At 47.2% G+C, this 25,248-nt stretch carries 22 protein-coding genes; 5 read left to right on the top strand and 17 right to left on the bottom strand.

The genetic code is table 11. From position 1 onward, the window contains the following. Positions 1-27 precede the first annotated feature (27 nt). The 3 genes from coaBC to slmA are packed head-to-tail and all read left to right on the top strand — an operon-like array spanning position 28 to position 2,305. Complete coding sequence (coaBC, locus tag P3C17_RS00770) at positions 28-1,251, top strand: bifunctional phosphopantothenoylcysteine decarboxylase/phosphopantothenate--cysteine ligase CoaBC (protein WP_300927666.1); 1,224 nt, start codon at positions 28-30, stop codon at positions 1,249-1,251. Next, the gene (dut, locus tag P3C17_RS00765; RefSeq protein ID WP_264345224.1) at positions 1,235-1,693 is read left to right on the top strand and encodes a dUTP diphosphatase; all 459 of its coding nucleotides are present in this window, start codon (positions 1,235-1,237) and stop codon (positions 1,691-1,693) included. Before coaBC ends, dut begins: the two co-directional genes overlap by 17 nt. A gap of 18 nt (positions 1,694-1,711) precedes the next feature. Beyond that, a complete protein-coding gene (slmA, locus tag P3C17_RS00760; protein ID WP_233080038.1) occupies positions 1,712-2,305 on the top strand; it encodes a nucleoid occlusion factor SlmA in 594 nt (197 codons plus the stop codon). Between the two features lie 213 nt (positions 2,306-2,518). Here slmA and P3C17_RS00755 read toward each other — a convergent pair whose 3' ends face one another. From P3C17_RS00755 to rph, 3 genes are read right to left on the bottom strand one after another with little or no spacing between them, the layout of a single operon-like run. Further along, positions 2,519-2,890: a diacylglycerol kinase gene (locus P3C17_RS00755; RefSeq protein WP_264345221.1), complete on the bottom strand. Its 372-nt coding sequence runs from the start codon at positions 2,888-2,890 to the stop codon at positions 2,519-2,521. A gap of 29 nt (positions 2,891-2,919) precedes the next feature. Then, complete coding sequence (pyrE, locus tag P3C17_RS00750) at positions 2,920-3,564, bottom strand: orotate phosphoribosyltransferase (protein ID WP_127019781.1); 645 nt, start codon at positions 3,562-3,564, stop codon at positions 2,920-2,922. A gap of 33 nt (positions 3,565-3,597) precedes the next feature. Further along, complete coding sequence (rph, locus tag P3C17_RS00745) at positions 3,598-4,311, bottom strand: ribonuclease PH (RefSeq protein WP_127019779.1); 714 nt, start codon at positions 4,309-4,311, stop codon at positions 3,598-3,600. 127 nt (positions 4,312-4,438) lie between these two features. On the opposite strand from rph, the gene P3C17_RS00740 reads away from it, so the two are divergent. After that, entirely contained in the window at positions 4,439-5,299 is an 861-nt protein-coding gene (locus P3C17_RS00740) for a YicC/YloC family endoribonuclease (protein WP_300927665.1), read from the top strand. 101 nt (positions 5,300-5,400) lie between these two features. Here the strand turns inward: P3C17_RS00740 and P3C17_RS00735 are convergent, their stop codons facing one another. The 8 genes from P3C17_RS00735 to P3C17_RS00700 form a co-directional block, all read right to left on the bottom strand. Further along, on the bottom strand, positions 5,401-6,270 hold the full coding sequence (locus P3C17_RS00735; RefSeq protein WP_300927664.1) for a TIGR02391 family protein: 870 nt from the start codon (positions 6,268-6,270) through the stop codon (positions 5,401-5,403). Positions 6,271-6,288: 18 nt separating this feature from the next. Next, a complete protein-coding gene (locus tag P3C17_RS00730; protein ID WP_300927663.1) occupies positions 6,289-7,104 on the bottom strand; it encodes an HNH endonuclease in 816 nt (271 codons plus the stop codon). Positions 7,105-7,395: 291 nt separating this feature from the next. Beyond that, positions 7,396-8,646, bottom strand: coding sequence for a type II toxin-antitoxin system HipA family toxin (locus tag P3C17_RS00725; protein ID WP_300927662.1), 1,251 nt, complete (start codon positions 8,644-8,646; stop codon positions 7,396-7,398). Continuing rightward, complete coding sequence (locus P3C17_RS00720; RefSeq protein ID WP_300927661.1) at positions 8,643-8,948, bottom strand: transcriptional regulator; 306 nt, start codon at positions 8,946-8,948, stop codon at positions 8,643-8,645. The genes P3C17_RS00725 and P3C17_RS00720 overlap by 4 nt, the downstream gene beginning before the upstream one ends. A gap of 228 nt (positions 8,949-9,176) precedes the next feature. Then, complete coding sequence (locus P3C17_RS00715; protein WP_300927660.1) at positions 9,177-10,169, bottom strand: Gfo/Idh/MocA family oxidoreductase; 993 nt, start codon at positions 10,167-10,169, stop codon at positions 9,177-9,179. Further along, on the bottom strand, positions 10,166-12,562 hold the full coding sequence (locus tag P3C17_RS00710) for an amylo-alpha-1,6-glucosidase (protein WP_300927659.1): 2,397 nt from the start codon (positions 12,560-12,562) through the stop codon (positions 10,166-10,168). The genes P3C17_RS00715 and P3C17_RS00710 overlap by 4 nt, the downstream gene beginning before the upstream one ends. 2 nt (positions 12,563-12,564) lie before the next feature. Further along, the gene (locus P3C17_RS00705) at positions 12,565-13,962 is read right to left on the bottom strand and encodes an MFS transporter (RefSeq protein WP_300927658.1); all 1,398 of its coding nucleotides are present in this window, start codon (positions 13,960-13,962) and stop codon (positions 12,565-12,567) included. Positions 13,963-14,048: 86 nt separating this feature from the next. Then, positions 14,049-14,633, bottom strand: coding sequence for a gluconokinase, GntK/IdnK-type (locus tag P3C17_RS00700; RefSeq protein WP_300927657.1), 585 nt, complete (start codon positions 14,631-14,633; stop codon positions 14,049-14,051). A gap of 124 nt (positions 14,634-14,757) precedes the next feature. On the opposite strand from P3C17_RS00700, the gene P3C17_RS00695 reads away from it, so the two are divergent. After that, the gene (locus P3C17_RS00695; protein ID WP_300927656.1) at positions 14,758-15,759 is read left to right on the top strand and encodes a LacI family DNA-binding transcriptional regulator; all 1,002 of its coding nucleotides are present in this window, start codon (positions 14,758-14,760) and stop codon (positions 15,757-15,759) included. 235 nt (positions 15,760-15,994) lie between these two features. On the opposite strand, the gene P3C17_RS00690 is transcribed toward P3C17_RS00695, so the two are convergent. The 6 genes from P3C17_RS00690 to P3C17_RS00665 form a co-directional block, all read right to left on the bottom strand. Beyond that, a complete protein-coding gene (locus P3C17_RS00690) occupies positions 15,995-18,457 on the bottom strand; it encodes a TonB-dependent receptor (protein WP_300927655.1) in 2,463 nt (820 codons plus the stop codon). Positions 18,458-18,897: 440 nt separating this feature from the next. After that, entirely contained in the window at positions 18,898-21,963 is a 3,066-nt protein-coding gene (locus P3C17_RS00685) for a multidrug efflux RND transporter permease subunit (protein WP_300927654.1), read from the bottom strand. Between the two features lie 2 nt (positions 21,964-21,965). Then, the gene (locus tag P3C17_RS00680) at positions 21,966-23,075 is read right to left on the bottom strand and encodes an efflux RND transporter periplasmic adaptor subunit (RefSeq protein ID WP_300927653.1); all 1,110 of its coding nucleotides are present in this window, start codon (positions 23,073-23,075) and stop codon (positions 21,966-21,968) included. Between the two features lie 244 nt (positions 23,076-23,319). Then, on the bottom strand, positions 23,320-23,799 hold the full coding sequence (locus P3C17_RS00675) for a DUF1097 domain-containing protein (protein ID WP_300927652.1): 480 nt from the start codon (positions 23,797-23,799) through the stop codon (positions 23,320-23,322). Positions 23,800-23,839: 40 nt separating this feature from the next. Then, positions 23,840-24,364, bottom strand: coding sequence for a DoxX family protein (locus tag P3C17_RS00670; protein WP_300927651.1), 525 nt, complete (start codon positions 24,362-24,364; stop codon positions 23,840-23,842). A gap of 25 nt (positions 24,365-24,389) precedes the next feature. Continuing rightward, positions 24,390-25,127 carry an SDR family oxidoreductase gene (locus P3C17_RS00665; RefSeq protein ID WP_300927650.1) on the bottom strand — a complete coding sequence of 246 codons (738 nt, stop codon included), beginning with the start codon at positions 25,125-25,127 and terminating at the stop codon, positions 24,390-24,392. Positions 25,128-25,248 lie beyond the last annotated feature (121 nt).

The following is a 25,248-nucleotide window of genomic DNA, read 5'->3' as shown; positions in this document are numbered from 1 at the left end:
ACTTAACCACTTTTTGCTGCGACAGACATGGCACTACTACTGGCAGGAAAACGCATTTTATTAGGCATTAGCGGCGGTATTGCCGCTTACAAAAGTGCCGACTTAATTCGCCGTCTGAAAGAACGTGGCGCTGAAGTTCGGGTCATTCAAACCGATGCAGCGCGCGAATTTATTACGCCTTTAACCTTGCAGGCCTTATCCGGTCATCCGGTGGCCAACAGCCTGCTCGACCCTGCTGCTGAAGCCGCTATGGGTCATATTGAGCTGGCAAAATGGGCCGATTTATTACTGATAGCCCCGGCTTCGGCTGATCTCATTGCCCGCTTAGCTCATGGACTGGCCAACGACTTGCTGAGCACTTGTGTGCTGGCAACTGATGCCCCAGTGGCAGTGGCTCCTGCAATGAATCAGCAGATGTATAAAAATATAGCCACCAAACACAATATAGACACATTAAAGTCACGCAATTTTTACATTTGGGGCCCTGCAGCAGGCGAACAAGCCTGTGGCGATGTCGGTATGGGCCGGATGTTAGAACCTTTGCAGCTGGTGGATTTAGTACTGCAGCATTTTGCGCCTAAAGTTCAGCCTTTAACTGGCGTATCACTGGTGATTACTGCTGGCCCGACCCGCGAGCCGATAGACCCGGTGCGTTATATCTCCAATCACAGCTCGGGCAAGATGGGTTTTGCATTAGCTGAAGCCGCTGTGCAATTGGGTGCACAGGTCACTTTAATTGCAGGACCAGTGCAGCTTAAGACTCCTGATCAGGTAAAACGTATTGATGTGGTCACGGCCGACCAGATGTATCAGGTCGCATTAGAGCAGGCGACCAGCGCAAGCATCTTTATTGGCTGCGCTGCTGTAGCAGATTATAAAGTGGCTCAGGTTGCAGAGCAGAAACTGAAAAAGACCAGCGACGACAGCACAAATCTTACCTTAGTGAAAAACCCGGACATTATTGCCGCCGTGGCCGCATTAACATCACAACGTCCTTTTACTGTAGGTTTTGCCGCTGAAACTCAGGACGTGGCCAATTATGCCCGCCAGAAACTGGCGAAGAAAAAACTGGATCTGATTTGCGCCAACGACGTATCGCTCTCAGGCCAGGGTTTTAACAGCGAACACAATGCCCTCACTGTATTTTGGGCAGACGGCGAACAGCAGTTTGGCTTACAAGCCAAATCAGAGCTGGCACACCAACTTCTTTTATTGATTAACGAGCGTTATCTGCATGAAAAAAGCCATTGATTTAAAAATTCTCGACCCACGTATCGGCACTGAGTTCCCTTTACCGGCTTATGCCACACCGGGCAGTGCTGGTTTAGATTTACGGGCTTGTCTGGATGCAGAAGTACAATTGGCTCCGGGCCAAACCACGCTGATCCCAACAGGTTTGGCTATTCATATTGGTGATGCGAATTTATGCGCCACTATACTGCCACGCTCTGGTTTAGGTCACAAACACGGCATAGTGCTGGGTAACTTAGTGGGGTTAATCGACTCGGATTATCAGGGCCAGTTAATGGTGTCTATGTGGAACCGTTCGCAGGAACACTTCACTATCAACCCGGGCGATCGTATTGCTCAGCTGGTGTTTATGCCGGTGGTACAGGCAGAATTTAACATAGTTTCAGATTTTGACGCTTCAGACAGAGGCGAAGGTGGATTTGGTCACTCTGGCCGTCAGTAATTAGTGACAAGGATATCCATGGCAACGACAAAACGTCCCAACCGCAAAGAAGATATTTTGCAGGCTCTGGCCGCTATGCTGCAAAGCCATGCGGGCCAGCGTATCACCACAGCAGCTTTGGCTGCTCAGGTTGGTGTATCCGAAGCGGCTTTGTACCGGCATTTCCCCAGCAAAGCCCGGATGTTTGAAGGGTTAATCGACTTCATTGAAGACACCTTGTTGTCGCGTATTAACGCGATAGTGCAGGAACACAAACAAACCGAGCAGCGTATCGAGCTGATTATGCAGCTGTTGCTGATCTTCGCCGAGCGTAACCCTGGTATCTGCCGCATTCTGACCGGTGATGCCTTGCAGGGTGAACAGGAGCGTTTGCAGGAGCGCATCAGCGCCTTGTATGAAAAACTGGAAACTCAGCTGAAACAATGTTTACGCGAACGTAAGTTACGTGAAGGCAAAAGTTTTACTGTGGATGAAGGTGATTTAGCCAACCTGTTGCTGGGTATTTGTGAAGGCAAAATGCAGCAGTTTGTCCGTTCAGGGTTTGCCCGCTTGCCTACAGCTCAATGGCCAAACCAATGGGCTTTACTGCAAAAGACCATCTTTGCGGTTTAAAGATTGCTGTTTAAGCGAGAGATAAAAAAAACCGGTCAGTTTGACCGGTTTTTGTTTTCTGTTTAAACACAGCTCACTCAAACAAAGCCATTAAGCCAAAGTAATTGGAGTTGTGGCGAGGCGACAAGTGAAGGAGACCCCAGGAGCATAGTTGTCCTATGTGACTGGGGCTACGAGCGAAGTCAACAAAGCTACGGCTTCAAGTACGAAGGGTTATGAGAACTTTTGCCAGATAGCGGCTGCCCATACCAAAGTTACGAACGCCAAAGCTGAAGTCACAGCAGCTGAGCCCATATCTTTAGCCCGGCCTGATAACTCATGCCGCTCTAAACTGACACGGTCGGTTAAGGCTTCAATGGCAGAGTTTAATAACTCCACAATAATCACCAATAACCAAACCCCCATCAAAATAGCAAAGTGACCAAAATCAGCCGCTAAATACCAGGCAAAAGGAATAGCAGCTAAAGTAAGCCCGGCTTCCTGACGAAAGGCGGCTTCGTTCACCCAAGCTGCAGTAAAACCTTTACGGCTACAATCTGCAGCTTTAATAATACGCCCAAAACCTGTGCCATTTGGCTTACTCATAGCTTGTCCTTGTTGGATCTAACTAAACCTTAGCTAACACCATATTGGGCACGGTAAGCAGACACAGCTTCTAAATACTGGGCCAGCTCTGGTTTGCCTTGCAGGTAGTTGATTAAGTCGTTTAAACAAATGATAGAAACCACTTGAGTGCCAAAGTCGCGTTCGACTTCCTGAATAGCTGAAAGTTCGCCCTGCCCTTTTTCCTGACGGTCCAGCGCAATCAACACGCCACTTAAACTGGCACCTTGCGCCTGAATAAGCTGCATCGATTCACGAATCGCAGTACCGGCCGTGATCACATCATCCACCAGCATCACTTTACCCTGCAAAGGCGAGCCAACTAAGTTGCCGCCTTCACCATGGGTTTTCGCTTCTTTGCGGTTGAAGCAATAAGGCACATCTTTACCATACTGATCAAACAAAGCCACAGCTGTAGTCGTTGCTATAGGAATACCTTTGTAGGCAGGGCCAAACAGCAGGTCAAACTCTACGCCAGCGTCTTCTAAAGCAGCCGCATAAAACCGGCCTAAACGGGCTAAGTCGCCACCTGTATTAAATAAACCTGCGTTAAAAAAGTACGGGCTGGTACGGCCGGATTTCAGCGTAAAACTGCCAAACTTCAATACCTGACGCGACAATGCAAATTCAATAAAGTCTTTTTGAAACTGTTTCATAACTTAGTGTGACCTCAAAACCTTACGCAAAACTTAAGCTAAAACGCGTTTTTGTTCGTCAATAATTTCGCGGATGGCGTGTTTGCCTAATTCCATCATCTGCTGCATTTCTTCAAAGCTAAATGGCGCTTCTTCGGCCGTGCCCTGAATTTCGATGATTTTGCCGGTTTCAGTCATGACAATGTTCATATCGGTTTCAGCGTTTGAATCCTCGGCGTAGTCTAAATCGGCAACTGCTGTGCCTTTATAAACACCAACAGAAACCGCAGCGACCATAAAATTCAACGGGTTGGTTTTGATCATGCCTTTAGCACGCATAAAATTCAGCGCATCCACTAAAGCCACACAAGCACCAGTAATTGAGGCCGTGCGGGTGCCACCATCGGCCTGGATCACGTCACAGTCGATAGTAATGGTGTTTTCACCCAACAGCTTTAAATCCACAGCAGTACGCAAAGCGCGGCCAATCAGACGCTGAATTTCCATAGTACGGCCACCCTGTTTACCACGAGCCGCTTCACGGTCGTTACGGGTATGAGTTGCGCGTGGCAACATGCCATATTCAGCTGTGATCCAGCCTTTGCCCTGGCCTTTCATAAAACGTGGCACACCTTCAATCACGCTGGCAGTACAAATAACTTTGGTGTTACCAAACTCAACCAATACTGAACCTTCAGCATGAGCCGTAAATTGACGGGTGAAAGTAATAGGACGAATTTGACTCGCTGTTCTGCCGCTAGGACGCATGGTGAAGCCTCAACCTGATATTAAAAGTGCTTCATTATAGGGATTTCACCCTTGCAGTGCCATCTATTAGACGAAACATCACGGAACTGGGTATACTCGGCATTATTTTGTTTTTCAGGACTTCATTATGATCCACAGTATGACCGCTTATGCCCGCCACGAAATTCGTGCCAGCTGGGGCAATGCCGTTTGGGAAATCCGCTCCGTTAACCAACGTTATCTGGAAAGCTATTTCCGCCTGCCAGAACAGTTTCGTTGCTTAGAAGGTTTATTACGCGACAAACTGCGGCAGAAACTGCACCGCGGCAAACTGGAAATCAACCTGAAATACAGCGCATCACACACAGCTGGTGAGTTAAAAATTAACGAAGCTTTGGCCAAACAACTGATGCAAAGCGCCAGTGTATTAGCCGAGCAAAGCGGCAAAGCCCAGCTTAACGTGCTTGATATTCTGCGCTGGCCTGGTGTGATGGAAACTCAGGAAGAAGACATCGACAGCTTACAAGCTGAACTGATGGCCGCTTTTGACGCCGCCTTAGTCGACTTCGTTGCCGGCCGTGGCCGTGAAGGTGTAGCCATAGAGCAAATGATCCGCGACCGTCTGGATCAAATTGGCACTCATGTCAGCACTTTACGCACCCATTTACCACAAGCACTGCAATGGCAACGCGACAAAATGCTCAACCGCCTGCAGGAAGTAAAAGCCGAACTGGACCAAAACCGCCTCGAGCAGGAAATGGCCTTTTTAGCGCAAAAATCTGACGTGGCAGAAGAGCTGGACCGTTTAGACGCTCATATCAAAGAAACCCGCCACAGCTTAAAACAAGGCGGAGCCATAGGCCGCCGCCTCGATTTTATGATGCAGGAATTCAACCGCGAAGCGAACACTTTGTCCTCTAAAGCTATCTCAACCGAGATCACCAATACAGCGGTAGAGCTCAAGGTTTTAATTGAACAGATGCGGGAACAAATTCAGAATATTGAGTGATGTTTCACGAAAACAAAAACCCGGCATTCGCTGGGTTTAACATTTTCGGGGAAAGGTCAGACTCATTTTATTACTCCCTATACATAACAACCTAAGCTTTTTTAAAGTTGTCGCGTATGCGCTTCGCTTTCAAGTATAAATAGTTGGTTTATCAGCAAGAACTCTCGCATGGCATCAGCTGGAGTGGTTTCATTTTCTTTGTGCGCGCGGCTATTTCGGTAAGCCATATACACCGCACTAAACAACGAGGCTAGGCCTTTTGCTTCTGCATCTGGTAAATCAGGCCAATGTAACGGGGCATCATTGTTTAAGAATGCTTGTGAAAACAACTTAGTGCCGCTTTGGCCATCAAGGCCAGTTCTTTTGCGAATGATGTCTTCCAGGCGTCGGTAGCAGGTCATCAGGTTTGCATCTGGGTTGTACTTTAAATCAATTGCTTCTTTCATGATGCGGTTATCGACGATATGGTATGGCACCTCTTGAGCAAACAAGCCTTTTACTAAGTTATCGTCGTAAAGATGATGATCATCATGCAGCAAAATAAAACCATAGAACCGGGTTGGACGCGCAGGACGCTTAGCTTCGAGCATCTCTAAGTCTGCTTGTGTCAGGCAGGAACTATCCACTCTCTCAATAAAACTTTTATCGATGTCATATTCTTCAATATCGATATTGTGACGAATTAGAATTTGCAGCGCACTGGACAGCCCACGTGGGCCTTCACCGCTATAACCGGATGCAAAGCCAGATTTTATTGCTATAGGGTCACCATGTTTAGCGAAAAGCAAAAAACAATGGGTACCACAGCCAGATTTATTATCGAAATCGGAGAGTAGATAGGCTTTTTCAATGGTATCGCCAGCTTGAATAGCCATGGTTAACACCCGCAAGCAACGAGCAGTAATTCCCGCAGTGCCGTAATACTCAATACCGGCCAGATCTTTTATTTTTAACTTTTGGTCTATAAACATGTTTATTATATTGTCAGCTCAAAGCTTTGTATTTTCTTTAATCATCTCTACCAACTCATCAACAGTTAGAGTTTTATCCTTTCTCCGGTGAATTACTGCGTGGCAGTTCGCGCATACAGGCACTAAATCAGTAATAGGATCAATCGCGCATGGTATTTCTATTTGTGATACTGGATTGATGTGATGTACGTGAATAAATCCTTTAGCGTAGTTACCATAGACGCTGCCAAACTCAAATCCACATGCTTTACAACAGGTTCCATGGATTAATAAAGCGGCCTTACGATAGACAGGATTGCGTTCATAGGTAGTAACGAATCTAAGCTTGGGATGTCCTTCTTTCGCCGACTCCAAATCAACGTCAGCGATTATTGGTTTAGCAACCAACTCATCGTATCGAGCTTCATTTTGTAGAACCGCCTGATATTCGACTCTAGCTAAAATGCTCTCATAGACATTTTTCTCAATTGTACGAACTCCATCCCGCCAGTAATTTCTCACCTTGGCGACAGGGATATTCTCTAAGTATTCGCCACTAATTTTAGCCATTACGGGTTGGACAAAAGCAGAATAATCGGTAATCAGTGCGTAATAATTTTCGTCTTTTAAGTTATCCGGATCCGGATAAATAGTGTGTATTCTTGCTTTAGCAAAATAATGTGGTTCAGGCGATAAACGCATATCCCTAAACTCGGAGCGCCTCAATTTGCCTTTATAATAGATAACAGCAGTATCTGGCTGAAGAAACCTCAGGTAACGTTTTGGGAAGTGATAGAGCACACCAGTTTCGTCTTTCCATTGCGACTCGTCGTTCTCCGTAATTATAGTGTGCACAGATAAATCCTTGTTTCTGTTTATACTTTATTAGCATACATTGGCTTTTGAGGCCTTGTCACAACTGTTATCTCACGATACCCATTCAAGAAACGAACATCAAGTTCAATAACCACTACCACCATAAAAAACAAATTCTGAGCTGGAAATGCCTGACGTACATAAACTCGATGGTAATCCCCCTCAAACTAACTGACGTCAAAAGTAGAGTTTTCCCATACCATGAACGCAGTAGGTTCACTATCAAAACAACCAAAACGTTCAACAGCCAGCGATGGCTAAAGTGCAGTGCTAAAGATTAAAAGCCCCTTGTTTTGTTATTTGCTCACTGCGGCTGATCCCCAGTTTGGTTGCCACGGCTTGCCAGTGCTTCACCTTACTGAGTACTTCGTCATAAATAGCGGTAGCTTCAGCCTCACTTAAACGGAAGAAATCTTTCACTTCAAAAGCCAGCTGGTAATCAAGAGCGTTGGAGTTGTCAGTAATGTTCAGGTGCAAACCTTGTTTGTCATGGCTTGGGTTTAAATCGTAGGCCGGAGAAAGTTTCCAGCCTTTTTCCGTCAATAAAAAACCGTGGTTTCGTAAGTGATCGTCGGTATTCGACACTGCAATGTTAAAGACTATTCGCCGCCACAACTGCGCAAGGTCTGCTTTAGTCTGAGCGCCGTTGTTACTCAGGAACTCGGCAATTTCTAAGTAGCTTGCTCCTGCTGAATGTTCACCATCATAGTATTGCAGCTGCGTCATGGCCGAGGAAAAGTGAATTCGTTGGTCACCCACCCGATCAAAGCGTTTGGTCAGAAAGGTATGATGGTTGGAAGAAAAGCGCTGTACGCTGCAGGGAAACATTTCAATGCCAGAGGCTAGCGCAAGTTCATGGCACAACATTTCCCAGGCACCAACGTCGACGTTATCGTTTTGATTAGGGAATTTGGCTATCCAAAGGTTGTTATCAGCATCAGTCACACAAGCTTTGGGTCTGGCTCCACCCAATGATGAGCCTGGAGAAATTAACATCTTTAACCAGCGGTAGTATTCGTCACTGTCGATGTTTTCATCCTGCTCAATTTTCATAGCAGCATATTCAAGCTCTCTGAGTGATGTGATAGGTGGAGCGGCAAACTCGGCGTTGTTATCCAGAAAGTCTGGCGATCCGGCAATTTTAAAACGGATCCCACCCATTCGATAGGTATCATGCACACCTAACAGGTAATCCAGCTCTGTTAATCTGGCCGAAGCTCGAATGCCTTTACGATATTCAATCGCAGCCCGTCGTTGCATTAATAAACGCCCCCAACGGTCTGGCGATGAGTCTAAAAAGGCACGAAAATTTTGATCGGGCAAGTCGTTATAAAGCTCACCGCTATGCAGCGCTAACAGTGGGTCGATTTGCAGACGATATTTAGAACTAAGAAAACTTTTGTCGTAGGCAAAACTAAAAATGCCACCTCTGGTTGTTTCAGCAAAGGTCAGTTGCCCTATAAGTAAGGGCTCTGCTATCGGCATCCATGCTGCATAAACGTCTACCAGAGTTCGGCTCATCGTGCTCGCTCCAACAGCTGGATGTTTTGCAGTTTGGTACCAACTTCATCATGTGCCGCCACTTCAGCAAAATTATCTTCCATACCCAGCACAGCCATGACCTTCAGATAGGCCCCTATGGAGACACCTGGATCACCGGCAAATACTTTACTGACAGTCTTGTTATCAAAGCCTGTTCTGTCACAGATGGTTTGTTTATTAAAACCACGACGTCTGGCAGCTAACAGCAAGTCTTCACCAAAAGTAGCGAGTATTTTTTGCTGCTTAGGAAATAACACTCTGTGCATATCGCGCTTTGACATAAAAACCATCCAAAATGGGACTATATTCCCTTTACTTGACCTATATAGGGAATATAGTCCTCTTTGTGGTTTATTTCAATCTAAGGTAGCGCCTGATTCGGAAAGTGAAAATGGGACTATATTCCCATAAAATCATAGCTTAGTAGGAATATAGTCCCATTCGGATAAATAGAGCTGATTGAATAAGAACCATCGATGGCGGCTTCCAAATTCAGCATCAACCCAAAACTACCTACAAAGCCCCCGAGGCAACAAGCCCGCAGCTTTATACGCATCATCAATCAGTTGCATTTGGTCGATAGCATCTTTGCCACCTGTCAGCGGTTTGGTTTCGCCTTTGATGCAGGCGACTACATGCGCCAGTTGGTGGTCGTAGGTGGAGTCGCCTTTGATTTGATACTCATGGGCCTCGCCGCCTTTGGTGAGACATAACTTGTGGCCCTGATGTGGGGCGACCAGGTTCAGCACTTCTAGTTGGCCTTTATCACCTTCAAGATACAAGGATGCATCGTGGTGGCGGCTTAAATGTTCGCTCATAGCGCAGCCGACATAACAAAGCGGGCCGTTCGGGAACTGCAGGCGAAGCTCAAAACTGCTGTCGAGTTGAGGTTTAGGGCAAATGGCGTCAGCCCATAAAATTTGCGGTGTGCCGCCAAATAAAGTGCGTAACCAGTGCAGTGGGTAGCAGCCTAAATCCATTAAAGCGCCGCCACCTAAAGGCGCGTTATGGCGCAAAGAACCTGGTGTTTCGGCAATGCGCACTGAAAAATTGCTGCGCACTGTGTGAATAGTGCCAAGCTCGCCACTGGCCACTAAACGCTGAACTTCAGCAAAGACAGGATGAAAGCGGTAGTGATAACCTTCGATCAGTAAACGGTCACTGATCTTCGCTGTAGCCACCATGTCTTTGGCTTCAGCAACGTCCATCGCAAAAGGTTTTTCACACAAAACGTGTTTACCATGCAATAAAGCTCTGATTGACCACTTTGCATGCAAAGATGGCGGTAAGGCGTTGTAAATTAAATCGATATCATCGCGGGCAATAAGCTCGTCATAACTGCCAAATGCGTGCTCTATACCAAACTGTTGCGCAAAAGCCTGAGCTTTTTCAAGATTCGATGCAGCCACTGCAGCTATCACCACGTCATTACGCTTTGCTGCGGGCTGAATAATGGCCCGGTCGGCAATACGGGCTGCGCCTAATAAACCTATACGGATCATGCTGTTCCCTCTGAAGTTATAATCGGCAATTGCAGCAGTAGCTGATAGCTTTGGCCTGGAGTGATAGTACGCACCACTAACTCGTGCTGCTGAACACCGTCCAGCCAGAGTGTTGGCGCTGTAACATCAGCAACACGTTCAAACCGGATATGGAAGTCTGCGCCACGGAAACGGCGTAATACCGAAGCTTTATTCCAACTGGCCGGCAGTTGAGGCGCCAAAGTTAAACCTTGTTGGTCGCCCTTCACACCAAACAACCCCTCGACTAAACAGCGGTATACCCAGTGCACTGTTCCTGTATTAAACAGCTGGCTGGAGCGGCCTGCGGTGCGCGGTAATGTCTGGTAAGCACCACGGTAATAATTTGGGATAAATACCGGCAACTGACCCCGTTGCAACTGATCTTGTGGATCGTCCGACGGCAGCATTTGTTTTAATACCTGATAGGCTTTGTCGGCTTCATTGACCTGATACAAAGCAAACAGATAAAAAGCGGCCGCGTGGTTATAGACTGAGCCGTTTTCTGCCGAACCCGGGTATTTTTGGGTAACACGGCCTACGTCTTCACGCATGGCTGTATAAGCTGGCGCCAGCATTTGCACACCATAAGGCGTATGCAGTTGCTGCTCGACAGCTTTTAACAGTTGCTGCTGTTGTTCGCTGTTGGCGGCGCCGCTCAGTAATGCCCAGCTTTGTGGGTTCAGATAAATACGGCCTTCGGTATCTTTGCTGATGCCAAAGACGACGTTATCGTCTGTGATACCACGGCCATACCAGTTGCCATCCCATAAATACTTATTAACGGCGGCATTAAATTCACTGGCCTGTTGCTGATACAAAGCGGCTTGTTGGTGAAAATTTAAATCACGGCAAATTTGCGCCCAAACATTCAGTGCATAAGCTGCAGCTAAGCTGAGCCAGCCCGACACACCTTTGCCTTTGTAACCCACCATATTCATTGGGTCACACCAGTCGCCCTGCTCAATATAACTTAAGCAGCGCTCATCTTTTTTCAGCCATAACCAACCCATAGCCCGGTGGATATGTTCAGCCACAGTGTGTTGCTCGGTAGAATCTTTATAGGCTACTTTTTCGCTTAACAGCGCGTAATCATTGGTTTCGGCCAGATAAGCACTAATACAAACAGGTAACCAGACACATTGGTCGGTATGAGGCACCTGATTGATGTATTTCAGTTCGGCGTCTTTGTGCAACAAGATACCGTCTGGCATTTCACCCGACAGATGCTGCTGCGATAAAGCCGTTAAAAAGGCCTGACGTGCCACAGCAGGAGCCAGATAGCTCATGCCCATATTATCCTGCAGGTAATTACGGGTTTGTGGATCTGTGGTTAAGCGGTTCACATCGCCATGGTAATACACCTGGCGCGCCAGCCAGTGGTTGACATAGTTATTCAGCTCTTGATCCGGCGTGTCTATTTCTAAGCAAGGCACAGCCTGGGCTACATAAGCGGCATACGCCTGTTGAATGTGATCAAAACTCTCTGGCGTGCCAAACACTTGCTGACGAATTTGCGCAACTTCAGCTTTGTCATAAGCAGGACCAAACACAAAACGATATTGCTCTGTTTGGCCTGTGGCTAAAGACACTCTGTATTGCATCACACAAGCAGGGGTTTCGTAGTCTGAATCTCCACAGCCTAAAAATGGCTGTTGCACTGCGGAAGGTGAATGTAAACCGCCCTGCCCTTCGAACTGTTGCTGGTTCACTTCCCAGAAATCCGGTGTGCGCTCGGCCAACAAGAAGGTTTTGTCTTTTAAGAACTTGTTTTTAAAGTAATCAGGATACTTTTGATAAGGCGTCACTGAAGAACAGATAATGGCTTTTAAATCCGCATCATAACGGCCAGACTGGTTCATCCAGGACATATAACCGACCGGGAAATACGGATACAGGCTTAAAGAACGGTTCTGATTTGAATCGTTGCGTACCGTCAGCTGCCATAACTCCAGCGGTTGATCCGGCGTTAAGGTTAATAGCCATTCGACAGTTAAACCGGAGTCCAGCGTCAGCTGCCAGCGGATATCCGATTGGCCTGCTGAAAACACAAAATCTTGTGCTTCTTTGCGCACCGGCTCGTAAGGCACAGACCAAATTTCACCGCTGTTTTCATCTTTGATATACACAAAACGGCCCGGATGATGAGCGTAATAAGGCTGCTCCGGCTGCATAAAAGTTTTGGCTTCTAAGTTCGGTGCATGGGCATATTTGGCAGGTTCTGGCTGCATAAACTGCGCTGTGGCGTAACCACGGCAGTTTTGCTGGATCATCATCACCTTGTTCCATAAAAAAGCTGCAGCCTGTGGCATCGCAGTGGCGCTGTACAATTCATAACGCTGGCCGTTTTCTGTGGCTTGCATCAACTTTTTCATAGTTACTCCGACACTCCGACTGCTTCATTTTTTACAAAGGGTGCTGATTTACGCTGGTCCAGTTCCTGTTGAATGGTCAGCAATTGTTTTTCATCTAAATGGTAAAAGCGCATCACAAAAGCAGCCAAAAAGGCTACTAAGCCAGGGATCACGGACACCATGAGTAAAATACCCATTTGTGAGCCCGCACTTTGTTCAGTGTTGGCGACATAACCTATCAGTGCCAATAACCAGCCAATCACAGCGGACGCTATAGCACCGCCGAGTTTTTGTGAAAAGGTAGCGGCTGAAAAGGTCATAGCTGTAGCTCGGCGGCCAGTGCGCCATTCGTTGTAATCTGCAGTGTCGGCATACATAGAGAAAGCCAGTGGCGACTTAGGCCCTAATACAAAACCTATAGCCAGGTTGATAGCAAAAATTAAACCCACCTCGTCGGCTGGGACAAAAAACAAGCTGATAGAAAATAGTCCGGCCAGGCTCATCAGCAGCATCATCAGCGGCTTTTTATCCATAAACTTGGTCATTAAGGGCGTAGATGCCGCACCTAAAGCCAAAGCAAACATGTAAGAGGATAAAAACTCGCCGACCAGCTCAGGCCGCTCCACATAGTATTTAAAGTAATACACGCCACTGCTGGCTCTCATAGTGATAGTGATCATAATGATCAGCGCCAGGCTAAACAGCACCAGCCAGGGTTTGTTGTTTTTTAAATCCAGTAAATCCTGCATCACAGCGCTGTTGTTTTCGCTGACCGGCTGAATACGTTCTTTGGTGCTGGCAAAAGTGAACATAAACAGCAAAGCAGCAGCTATACCAAACACGCCCATAGTCAGCTGCCAGCCTAAGATTTCATCGCCCTGACCTAATAAAACCACCAGCTTAGGGGTTAAATAAGTCACCAGAATACCGCCGGTAAAGCCGCCAATAAAACGGAAGCTAACTAAAGTCGTGCGTTCCTGACTATTACGGGTCATCACACCAGACAAGGCTGAATAAGGAATATTAATAGCAGTGTAAGTCAGCATCAGCAGGCTGTACGTACAATAAGCCCATACCAATTTACCGCCTGGGCCTAAGTCTGGTGTGCTATAGGTCAACACCCCAGCACCAGCTAAAGGCAAAGCCAACCACAATAAATAAGGCCGGAACTTACCAAAACGGCTTTTGGTTCTGTCGGCTATAGCGCCCATCATAGGGTCAGTAAAGGCATCGATGATTTTAGTGATCAGCATCATGGTGCCGGCGGCAGCTGCTGAAATACCAAACACATCGGTGTAGAAAATTAATAAAAAGGCAGAGATATTAGCCCAATAGAAGTTAAAACCCATATCGCCCAGGCCATAACCGACTTTTTCGCGCAGCTTTAGCCTGTCTTGAGGTACCGCAGTTTCTGTTGTCACTTTGTCACCCTGTCGTTGTTCTGTTGTTTTGATTCGCAGATTTATTGACCATGCGCCAGCCACTAATGGCCAGTCGTGATCACTTGTTATAGTCGTTGTTCTGTTTTTAATACGACCTGTAGCATCAGTTCGTTGACGCTTTGACTGATATCCAGGCACAGCACATCAGGCTCTTGATCTACCGATTCCATAGTCGCCAGCTGGCTTTGCAGCATAGACACCGGCATAAAATGATTTTGTCGTTGTGCCAGCCGCTCAGCCAGTAATTCAGCACTGCCTTGTAAATAGATAAACTGTGGCCGGAGCGCCGCCTGACGAATACGCTCACGATGCGTGCGGATTAAACCTGAATAGCTCAATACCACAGCCTGTTGTTTGGCGGCGCACTCTTGCAAAGCAGCACATAAACGGCTCACCCACTGGTCACGCATTTCACTGGTAATAGGCCTGCCTGACGCCATCATTTGTTTGGCCTCAAGGCTATGAAAATCATCCCCTTCGAGATAGTGCCAACCCAGTTGCTCTGCAAGGCGCAAAGCCAGCGTAGATTTGCCGCTGCCGGCCACGCCCATAATGATCAGACTTTGGCAGCTTTTTAAATGAGGAGCATGGCTAACATTCTCTTCATTGCCTGAATTGCTTACCTGCAGCCCTGTTGGATCCTGTTGCATCAGATACGATCACACCTTCCATAAAATGTGGCCTCAGCTTAATTCAGATAAAATGATAGCGCAACCATTTTGACTCAAACTAAGCTTTCAGTTATTGTTTTTTAAAAATAATGAGAATGGTGCGATGAATAAAAAACCTAACCTGAAAGATGTGGCAAAAGTAGCCGGTGTCAGCGCCATTACAGTGTCGCGCGTGCTAAGCAATCCGGATAAAGTGTCAGAAAAACTGCGGACAAAAGTTGAACAGGCTGTGCATGAAATTGGTTATATCCGTAACCATGCTGCCAGTGCTTTGGCTTCACGTCGCTCAGGTGTGATTGCGGTTATCATTCCATCATTATCTAACATAGTTTTTAATGATGTTTTGCAGGGCATTTACAGCGCGGTGAAACAACATCATCTGCAGGTGGTATTGGGTGATTGCCATTATTCACCACTGGAAGAAGAAAAACTGATCGCCACTTTACTGAGCCAGTCGCCTGAAGGTTTTATTTTAACAGGCACAGATCAAACCGATTACGCCCGCAAATTACTACAGCAATCTGGTATTCCTATAGTGCAACTGATGGAACTCAGTGACTGCCCTATTGATATGAATATTGGCTTTTCGCATTTTAATGCGGGTGTCGATATCACCAAGCACTTGCTGCAAAAAGGTTATCGCAAACTGGGCTTTTTGGGTGCCCGTATGGACACCCGTACCCAACAGCGTTTAGCTGGTTTTAAAAAGGCGATAGCGGACTTTAAACAGCCTTGTCAGAGTTATGTGGTGACCACCACTCAGTCTTCGTCAATCCGCTTAGGTGGTCAATTGTTGCAAGCCGTGATGGCTGAATCTCAAGGCCAGTGTGATGCAGTGTTCTGCTGTAACGACGATTTAGCCTTAGGTGCTTTGTTTGAAACCAAACGGATGAACCTGAAAGTACCAGCTGATATTGCCATTTGTGGTTTTAACGATTTAGAAGCTTCAGCTTTGGTCGAACCCGCCATAACCAGCGTCGCCTCACCGCGTTTTGAAATGGGCCWGCAAGCAGTTGAATTACTAATGACAGCTTCAGGACAGGACAAAACCCATAAACCACCTATAGATGTGGGTTATCGCATAGTGGAACGAGCTTCGACTTAATTCCTCAGTTATTTTTTCGTATTTTCGACATACAGTCCCAAAAAAAGTACCAGCCGAAGCTGGTACTGATACCCCAATAACCGGGAGAACCCGGACTCGCACAGTCCAGGAGACAAGGGTGAAACATGGTGTACTTTCGTTGCTGAAGCTGCAGCTTTGCTGATGCTATCAACAAAGCCCATGATCAATTCAGGCCAAAGACGGGCGACCATAAAGGCCGCCCCTATAGCATCAATTATTCAAAAGCGACGTTAAAACGAACACCAAAGGTACGTGGTGATTGCCACATAAAGTTAGGTACTGCGTCACCGTGAGTACGGCCTTGATCGCTCTTAATATCGCGGTCAGTGAGGTTATTCACAAAAGCTTCGGCTGACCAGCTGCCCTCTGAAGGTTCATAGGCCAGGCTTAAATCCACTTTGGCATACGCATCCTGACGGTCAATATCAGCAGCATAAGGCAGATTTCTGAAGCCATCAGGTCTGTCACCACGGTTGGCCGGGTCAAACCATACTTCGCTGGTGTAACCGACACGAACTCTTGGTGTTAAGGTAGCGCCGCTTTCCAGACCTACAAAATGTTCGTAATTCACAGAAGCAGAAAACTCCGGTGCCATCACTAAATGATTACCGCTGAAATCCAGCAGGTTAGGCAATGCAGGGTTACCTGCAGATGGGTTAAAAACTAAACCATCGCTGCCGTATTTTGAGTCTGTCGTCAGGAATTCATCGTAGGTTGCATCCAGAATAGACACTGAGCCACTTAACTCGCCGTTTTCAGTCACTAACCAGCGGCCTTCCAATTCCAGACCATTAATGGTGGCTTTACCTGCGTTGGTTTTACGCAGTAAGTCAGCACCAGTGTTGGTGACTACGTTGCTGGTGACTTGTAAATCGGTGTATTCAGTGCTGAACAGTGCTGCAAATAACTGCAAAGTACCGTCCAGGAACAAACCTTTCATACCCAGTTCAATACTGGTGTTTTCTTCTGGTGCTACATAAGCAGCAGTGCCTGCGGCTTCATTGTTATTGCCCGCGATAATGGCATCCAGATCAGCCTGCGTGAAAGGACCAGTGCCTTTATAGGTGCCGCCATCCTGAATAGTGCCGGATTTAAAGCCAGTGGCGTAAGAGGTGTAGAACATCACATTGTCCGTCATGTCCCATTCCAGACGAGCCATACCTGTGGTTTTGCTCCACTCTGGGCTGGTGTCGTTGTAGGTATCTACCCAACACTGACCAGGTTGCACCAGGAACTTATTCGGAGCCAGACCATTCAGCAAACCATCCGGGTCTAATGCGCCGATATAATCCTGATTAGGATCCATCACTTCAGTACGTTTCTCATCAGGACACATGATGTTACGACCACCTTTGTCCCAGCGTTTATCTTCGGTGTAACGTAAACCCGCACTGATACGCCAATCGTCTGTCAGTTTATAGGTAGACTGGGCATAAATACTGTTCGACTCTAAACCACGATCAGGCTGACGGTAGGTAGACCACAGATTTGGGTTAGGAGTAGTACCGCCCTCGTAATCCACGTCTGGGTGCACTATGTCAAAAATAGTGTTGTTGTTTTCTTTGAAGTAGAAGTAACCCACCATCCATTGAAAACGCTCTGAGTCATCATTTTTTAACTGTAATTCGTGTTGAGTAGCTTGGTGATCACACTCCACACAACCGCCCCATTCGTACTTGGTCAGACTCCAGGTTCTGTCCCATACTGATTCACGGGACGTATCTGTATAACCACCTATGTACGAAAGTTGCAGGCCTGAATCGAAATTGTAGTTGGCTCTGGTGCGGAAACTGTCGCTGGTCGCATGGTTAAAACCTGGTTCCTGCACGTAAGAACTGCGATCTGAACCACCGGTAATAGTTGGGATATTGCCCGTGCCATTGTCGGTGAAGTTTTCATAAGATAAGGTTAAATCAAACTTGTCTGAAGGCTGGTAAAAAGCACTGAAACGCGAAGCAGCCAGATCAGTAGAACCGTATTTTTCGCCCATGGCTGAGCCCGGCAGGAAATCCACTACACCTTCTGATTGATCCACAGCAGCGGCAACACGCACAGCTAAGGTATCGCTGACCGGAATATTGACCATGCCACGCATAGCACGGCGGTCATAGTTGCCTAAAGTGATTTCAGCGTTGGCATCAAAACCATCCAGACGGGCTTTAGCCGTGTGTAAGTTCACTACACCACCAGTGGCGTTGCGGCCAAATAAGGTGCCTTGTGGGCCTCGTAAAATTTCAGCACCTTCTAAATCAAACATCAGCGCAGAAGCGCCTTGAGAGCGGGCTGAATACACACCGTCAATGTGGAAAGCGACAGCAGGGTCGCCGCTTTCGGTTTGGTCGGAAGAGCCAATACCACGCACATACACCATAGGGGTATTTTGGGTGCCGTTTTGAGCAATTTGTAAACTAGGCACTATGCCCTGTAAATCATCCAGCTGGGCCACATGGTTTTTGTCCAGAGTCTTCTGGTCAAAGGCAGTAACTGCAAGCGGAGTTTCACGTAAGGTGGTTACCCTTTTGGTCGCGCTGATCTGAATTACTTCAATAGCACGGCCTTCATCATCTTTGCCTTCACCGGTATTTGTGGTTGCTGCAACTTGTGCTGCCACACCAAAAGCGCTGAAGAGCGCCAGCGTAGTGAGTAAGTACGACGGTTTTAATTTTAAGACTTTCACTTTGATTCCCCTATCCTGTCTGTTTATTCTTTTTGTCAGCATGACAGCGCTAACACCTGTTGATTTTTTTTATGTGGTATCTGTTCAAGCGATTAAAAATCCAGGGCACATCCTGATTTGATTGCTGTTTGGATTGATTTCGTTCGCTTACTGGTAATACCAAGCCTAAGCTAGGGCGATAAATTAGCCGCAGAAAAATGATTGCGCAACCATTATTTAGATCTTTTTTGTGAAAACAAGCTGGGAGCCAGATCTTTTACGACAGAATACGACTAAGGTCGTAGTTGAATTTACAGGCAGGTTTTGTATTTATTTTCATCAGAACAAAGTACAACAAAGCAGAAAAATAGAAATGATAGCGCTATCAATTTTGTGCGGAAAAGAATTTCGGTCAGAGTAAAGTGAAGGCTGATTGCTTCATTTCACTCTGACCGAAGTATTTATTTGGCTATTTGCTTTTTCTGCAAAAAGGCTTTATCCAAGGCGAGGAATACCACTGGTGTGGTTAATAAAGTCAGTACCTGGCTAAAAGCCAAACCGCCCACTACAGCCACACCTAAAGGCACGCGCAGTTCGGCACCAGTACCAAAGCCCATCATTAAAGGCACTGCTCCTAAAATAGCGGCTAAGGTGGTCATCATAATAGGGCGGAACCTTACTAAGCAGGCCTGATGAATCGCCTCTTTCGCCGACAAACCTTGCTCACGCTGGGCTTGCAACGCAAAGTCGACCATCAGAATGCCGTTTTTCTTCACTATACCTATCAACAAGATAATGCCGATCAGCGCCATGATGGAGAAATCCAGCTGCCAGATCCAGAGCAACAAAATGGCTCCTATAGCAGCAGATGGCAGAGTGGACAAAATAGTCAGAGGGTGAACAAAACTCTCGTACAACACGCCCAAAATGATATACACAGCTAACAAAGCCGTGAAAATCAGCAAGGGCTGAGTGGCCAAAGAATCCTGAAAAGCCTGAGCTGCGCCCTGGAAAGAACCAGACACCGAGCCAGGCATTTGTAATTCGGCACGGGCTTGTTCCAGAACTTCAACAGCCTCACCCAATGAAATACCTGCAGCCAGGTTAAAGGATAAAGTAGCTGCTGGTTGCATGCCATTGTGTGCAATCACCACTGGACCACTGGTGGCTGGCAATACTTTAGCAAAAGCCAATAAAGGCACCATTTGCCCTGTAGTAGGAGAACGTAAGTGGAAATAATTAAGGCTTTCTGCTGTGCCACGTTGTGCCGGGTCCAGCTCCAGTATCACATTGTACTGATTGGTTTCGGTCTGATATTCGTTGATCTGACGCTGACCAAAGGCGTCGTACAAAGCCTGATCCAAATCAGCAGCGGCAAAACCTAAACGCGCCGCTTCCTGCCGGTCCAGTTCCAGCTTGATAATATTGGCGTCCCACTGTAAGTCGTTGGATAAGTCAGTAAATATCGGGTTTTGCCGTAATTTAGCCGTTAACGCCTGAGTCCAGGTAGCCAACTCTTCACTGCTTAAGGCTTTGAGTACATAACTGTACTGAGCACGACCAGGCCCTGCCCCCAGGTTAATATCCTGAGCGGCCCGTAAAAACACCTGAAAACCAGGAATTTGCGCAAACTGTGGTCGTAAGCGGTCAATAATTTCACTGGCGCTGGCATCCCGATCATCAGGATCGCTTAATACGATCCAAACCCGACCAGAGCCAGTCGAGTTATTGCCACCTGCCAGGTGGTTAAAACCTGTAATATCCGGATCTTTTTTCAGGATAGCTTCCATTTGCTTATGTTTAGCCACCATATCTTCGTAAGGAATATCTGAAGCAGCCTGAGTGATACCTATAACAAAACCTGTGTCCTGTAGCGGAAAAAAGCCTTTAGGAATGGCCATAAAACTGGCGACACTGCCTGCCACTGTCAGAAAAAACACCCCAAGCATAATTTTCTGATGGTCCAAAGCCCAGGTCAGCACTGTGTCATAACGTTTTACTAAGCGGTCAAAAAAACCAGGATTGTCCGGGTCATGCGCTGGCGCTTTGTCCATAAAAAGCGAAGCTAAAGTCGGAGCCAAGGTTAAACACACCACCACCGAAATCAGAATGGCCGCCGCCGCTGTTAAAGAAAACTCCAGAAACAACTTGCCGATAATGCCGCCCATAAACAGCAGCGGAATAAAAGCCGCCACCAAAGACACGCTGATCGACACCACAGTAAAACCAATTTCTTCTGCCCCTTTGAGCGCCGCTACTCTTTTGGTTTCGCCCGCTTCTAAGTGCCGGTGAATGTTTTCAATCACTACTATGGCATCATCAACAATAAAACCTACGGCTATGACAATAGCCACCAGCGTCAGGTTATTCAGACTAAAGCCAACCAGATACATAAAAGCACAGGTGCCAATCAAGGACACCCCAAGCACAGCAGAGACGATCAGGGTGGCCGACCATTGCCGTAAAAACGCCGCCATCACAGCTATAACCAGCACCACGGCTATAGCCAGTGTCAGTTCTACTTCATGCAAAGAGGAGCGAATAGTACGGGTTCTGTCGTTAAAGACTTCAACTTTTACATCGGCAGGCAAAGCGCTGGTCAGCTGGGGTAAAGCGGCTCTGATGCGATCCGCTGTTGCCACTATATTAGCGCCAGGCTGACGACGGATAATGAGCGCCACACCTGATTCGCCATTGGGCCAAATCTGCACAAAATCGTTTTCAGCACCCAGTTTCACTGTGGCTACATCACGCAAATACACAGGAGAACCATCGGTATAACTGATAATCAGATCGGCGTATTCGTCGGCAGAAAAAATTTGATCATTGACCGCCAGAGTAGACACTCTGTTGTCACCAAACAAAGCACCTTTGGGCAAATTAACGCTGGCTCTTTGCACTGCGGTGCGAATATCTGCCAGGGTTAAACCCGCAGCAGCTAAAACTTCAGGTCTGGCCTGAATACGAATAGCAGGTTTTTGCTGACCGCCAATAAAAACTTCACCTACGCCATTAATCTGCGTCATCTGGCGCGCTAACACGGTTTCGGCTAAATCACTGATTTCAGTGCGGGACAAAGTTTCAGAGGTTACACCAATAATCAGAATAGGACTGTCAGCAGGGTTCACCTTACGCCAGGTCGGTAAATTAGGCATATCAGGCAAACGCCCGGCCGCCTGATTCAGTGCGGCTTGCACTTCCTGAGCTGCGCTGTCGATATCTTTTTCCAGTACAAACTGCAAAGTGATATTGACTGAGCCTAAAGCGCTACTGGATGTCATTTCAGTAATACCAGGCACCGAACTTAACGCTACTTCCAAAGGCGTTGCGACTGAGGATGCCATGGTTTCAGCGCTGGCGCCAGGCAAGCGGGCATCCACCTGAATGGTGGGAAAATCAGCTTCAGGTAAAGGTGCTATAGATAAACGTGGAAAGGCCAATATACCTAACAACACTAAAGCGAATGTCAGTAACACTGTGCCTATAGGGTGATCCATACACCAGGCATACAGACTGCGGCTTTTCATGCTTAGTGCTCCGTAGCTGCTGTTTGAGCTGCATCAATCAGAACTTTCAGCTCCGAGCCTCTGCGTAATCGGCTCTGTCCATCCACTACCACCTGCTGACCTGCAGCAACTCCAGTCACCACTACCAGGCCTTTATCCTGCAATACCACATCAACGGCTGCAGTAGCAGCTTTGCCTTGATCATCAATCCAGACAAAAGTGCCTTCAGGTCCTTGCTGTAAGGCTTTAGCCGGGATAGTTAAGGCGTTCTCTAATACCTTACTTTGCAGTGCGATCACCACAGACTGGCTTGGCCATAAGGCCGAATCCGGATTCGCAAAATCAGCTTTCACTCTGATAGTACCACTGGCAGAAGCCACCCTATTGTCCACTACTGTCAACTGGCCCTGAGCTAAGGGATCCGCCCCTTCTTTTAAATAAGCCAGCACTGGCACAGTTTGTTTTTGCCTGATTTGTTGCATCAAGAGCTGTAACTCGGCTAAACGCGACTGAGGTAACGCAATTTCAATACTGATAGGGTCTAGCTGGACCACAGAAAACAAACTGGTCGCATCACTGGTTCGCACATAGTTACCGGCATCCACATTACGAATACCAACCTGACCTGCAATAGGCGACACAATTTGAGTAAAAGACAACTCCACTTGCTGGGCATGAATAGTGGCTTGCACACTACGCAGTTCAGCTTCTAACTGCTGGACTGTTGCTTGTTGCTGATCGGCCATTTGTGCCGATACCGCCTGATCTTTGCGCAAATTCTGATAACGTTTTAAATCCAGTCGTGCTACATCCAGCTGCGCCTGAACCACAGAAAGCTGAGCTTTAGCTTGTTCAAGCGCTGCTTTAATGCTGCGATCGTCAATCACAGCCAGTAGATCTCCAGCTTTCACCAACTGGCCCTCTTCCACCAGAATGCGCTGCAATACACCATCGACCTGCGGACGTATTTCAACACTTTGTTGGGCTTTCACCTGACCTATGGCTCGGATCCAGACCGGCACAGCCTGCTGTTGCACCACAGCTGTTTTGACAGGTACAGCCGGGCTTTGTTGCGCCGCAGCAGTACAGCTCAGCCATAGGCCGGACAGCATCACTAGCTTTACCAATTTCATGCAAAAACTCCGTTTGATTCAGTGACAATAAACAGCCTGTGCAGCCCACTTAGCATAGCCAGTGCTATTTGGAAGTAGCAGGCTATTTCTTTAATTTATTCAGTATTTTGTACTATATCCGACAAGCTAAACGATTTAGGTTCTGCTAAGGATCAGGGAATGCGTTCAGCGGCAAAAAAAAACAGACCAGAGGAGCCATTCTCCGATCTGTATTTGTACTCCAGCTGAGCTATTTTCTTGTCATTTAATGTGCCACTGCTGTTTTTAGTTGCATCAGTCTCAAGCTGGTCGCGGCCACTATTCCAACAGTTGCCGCCAAAGCTAAAGTGAAAAATGTCTCGAAGTTTGGCGGCTGGTGCGATGCAAAAAAGCTAACCAAGCCTAAAAACAACCCCAATAAATTGTTCACGACTGGCATATAACGCAAAGACAACACCACAAGCGCCACCACAAAAACCACCAGGCTTAAAGTCGCCTCTCCTGTCAGCGGAGTTAAAACGCTGGTCAGTTGACCTGCCGCTATACCAATGGCTATTCCTATCCAGACCGTTAGCAAGTTAATCACACCATCTTTGGTTGTCATACCTCGGGTAAAAAACGCAATCCAGCCGATAAACATAGCCCAGACTGGCACTTGCAAAACCAGCGCACATAAAGTGGCTGCTGCTGTTGCTATAGTCGCTTCCCGCACTAAAGCCGTTAATTTCTGATTTAAACTCGTCATACTTCACCTCCTACGTGTTAATAACTGAATAGTGCAGGGATTAAATTGAAACCCTGAGTTTACGATCTACAGAAAAACTGCCACTGCCACGCACTGCGATATACAAAGCCAGAAAGGCCATCAGCGCCGGATATTCAATACCCCGGTCAATCCAGGGCCAGGTAGGGCCTAGCGCATAACAAATTCCGATCATTTGAATAGTGATGGCCAACGCAACAAGACGTGACCAGAGGCCGATAGCGAGCATCAATGCGCCAAGGGTTTCGAGCAGCATAACCAGAAAGGCTAACTGTGGAGCGAAAGGTAATCCCATTACATTTTGGATCAAATGGGTAGAGCCAGCCATAGGGTCGGCTATGGAGCCATGGGAGATCCCCAATGCCTTGGGCAGACCGTGAGTGAAGATCACAATGCCGAAAACAAAGCGCAGTAACGCATAAAAAGCGGGTTCAAGTTTGGTGTAAAAGCCCCCCAGAAAAGGAAAAATCAAACCTTCCTGAACGTCAGCCTTATCGTCAACCTTATCGTCAACAACGGCCGCTGAGTTGGTTTTAAATAGAGTCATTCGTTTTGCTCCTGAAGCTGTTGCTTTACACCATGCCGCCATTCACGCGGATCACCTGCGAGTTAATCCAACCCCCATCTGGGCCAGCTAACACAGACACCACAGCTGAAATATCTTCAGGCGTGCCCAAGCGTTCCAGCGGAGCCAGTTTCGCCATCTGTTGGATTAATTCGTCCGACTTGCCATTTAAAAACAGTTCTGTAGCCACAGGGCCTGGTGCTACAGCATTCACCGTAATGTTCAAGCCACGTAACTCGTTAGCCAGCACATGAACCAAAGCTTCGACTGCAGCTTTGGTGGCGCTATAAGGACCGTAACTTGGCAAGGCTTTTGCTATTACGCTGGTAGACAACGCAATAATGCGACCGCCTTGGTTGATATGGCGTGCTGCACTTCCCAGCACACAAAAGGCACCTGTTAAGTTGGTACGAACCAGCAGCTCAAATTGGTCTGTGCTGCAATCTGCGATAGGCACATTGGTCATAATTCCAGCGCTGTTCACCACGACATCCACCCGGCCAAAATGTGATTTTGCAGTAGCAAATAACTGCTCTACCGCTGCGGCATCTGCTACATCAGCTTGCACAGCAATGGCGTGGCCCCCGGCTTGCTGAATTTGTGCCACTACCTGCTCGGCCTTGTCCTGCCCTGCGGCATAATTCACAACTACAGCAAAACCATCCTCTGCTAAACGCAAAGCAATGGCTTTACCTATGCCTCTGGAGGCGCCTGTTACTACTGCGGTTTTGATTGAGGTCTTCATAGCTGTTCTCCCGATTGAGCCACCCCTGCGGTGTCTGAATGGGAGTTACTTTAGATTTACAAGATAGCTGGATAAATACACGAAAATTGATAACATAATTCAACCAGAGCGAACAATAACC

The organism is Rheinheimera sp. 1928-s, from assembly GCF_029269265.1.
GTDB lineage: Bacteria > Pseudomonadota > Gammaproteobacteria > Enterobacterales > Alteromonadaceae > Pararheinheimera.
This window is presented reverse-complemented; position numbering and strand designations above follow the sequence as displayed.

What these genes read in the sequence shown, in the direction of transcription:
- rph (WP_127019779.1), bottom strand. Translation starts at nt 4,311, where the DNA reads ATGCGTCCTAGCGGCAGAACAGCGAGTCAAATTCGTCCTATTACTTTC.
- P3C17_RS00670 (WP_300927651.1), bottom strand. Translation starts at nt 24,364, where the DNA reads ATGACTCTATTTAAAACCAACTCAGCGGCCGTTGTTGACGATAAGGTT.
- P3C17_RS00710 (WP_300927659.1), bottom strand. Translation starts at nt 12,562, where the DNA reads ATGAAAAAGTTGATGCAAGCCACAGAAAACGGCCAGCGTTATGAATTG.
- P3C17_RS00700 (WP_300927657.1), bottom strand. Translation starts at nt 14,633, where the DNA reads ATGCAACAGGATCCAACAGGGCTGCAGGTAAGCAATTCAGGCAATGAA.
- P3C17_RS00715 (WP_300927660.1), bottom strand. Translation starts at nt 10,169, where the DNA reads ATGATCCGTATAGGTTTATTAGGCGCAGCCCGTATTGCCGACCGGGCC.
- P3C17_RS00735 (WP_300927664.1), bottom strand. Translation starts at nt 6,270, where the DNA reads ATGTTTATAGACCAAAAGTTAAAAATAAAAGATCTGGCCGGTATTGAG.
- P3C17_RS00740 (WP_300927665.1), top strand. Translation starts at nt 4,439, where the DNA reads ATGATCCACAGTATGACCGCTTATGCCCGCCACGAAATTCGTGCCAGC.
- P3C17_RS00725 (WP_300927662.1), bottom strand. Translation starts at nt 8,646, where the DNA reads ATGAGCCGAACTCTGGTAGACGTTTATGCAGCATGGATGCCGATAGCA.
- P3C17_RS00755 (WP_264345221.1), bottom strand. Translation starts at nt 2,890, where the DNA reads ATGAGTAAGCCAAATGGCACAGGTTTTGGGCGTATTATTAAAGCTGCA.
- P3C17_RS00665 (WP_300927650.1), bottom strand. Translation starts at nt 25,127, where the DNA reads ATGAAGACCTCAATCAAAACCGCAGTAGTAACAGGCGCCTCCAGAGGC.
- dut (WP_264345224.1), top strand. Translation starts at nt 1,235, where the DNA reads ATGAAAAAAGCCATTGATTTAAAAATTCTCGACCCACGTATCGGCACT.
- coaBC (WP_300927666.1), top strand. Translation starts at nt 28, where the DNA reads ATGGCACTACTACTGGCAGGAAAACGCATTTTATTAGGCATTAGCGGC.
- pyrE (WP_127019781.1), bottom strand. Translation starts at nt 3,564, where the DNA reads ATGAAACAGTTTCAAAAAGACTTTATTGAATTTGCATTGTCGCGTCAG.
- P3C17_RS00685 (WP_300927654.1), bottom strand. Translation starts at nt 21,963, where the DNA reads ATGAAAAGCCGCAGTCTGTATGCCTGGTGTATGGATCACCCTATAGGC.
- P3C17_RS00720 (WP_300927661.1), bottom strand. Translation starts at nt 8,948, where the DNA reads ATGTCAAAGCGCGATATGCACAGAGTGTTATTTCCTAAGCAGCAAAAA.
- slmA (WP_233080038.1), top strand. Translation starts at nt 1,712, where the DNA reads ATGGCAACGACAAAACGTCCCAACCGCAAAGAAGATATTTTGCAGGCT.
- P3C17_RS00680 (WP_300927653.1), bottom strand. Translation starts at nt 23,075, where the DNA reads ATGAAATTGGTAAAGCTAGTGATGCTGTCCGGCCTATGGCTGAGCTGT.
- P3C17_RS00675 (WP_300927652.1), bottom strand. Translation starts at nt 23,799, where the DNA reads ATGACGAGTTTAAATCAGAAATTAACGGCTTTAGTGCGGGAAGCGACT.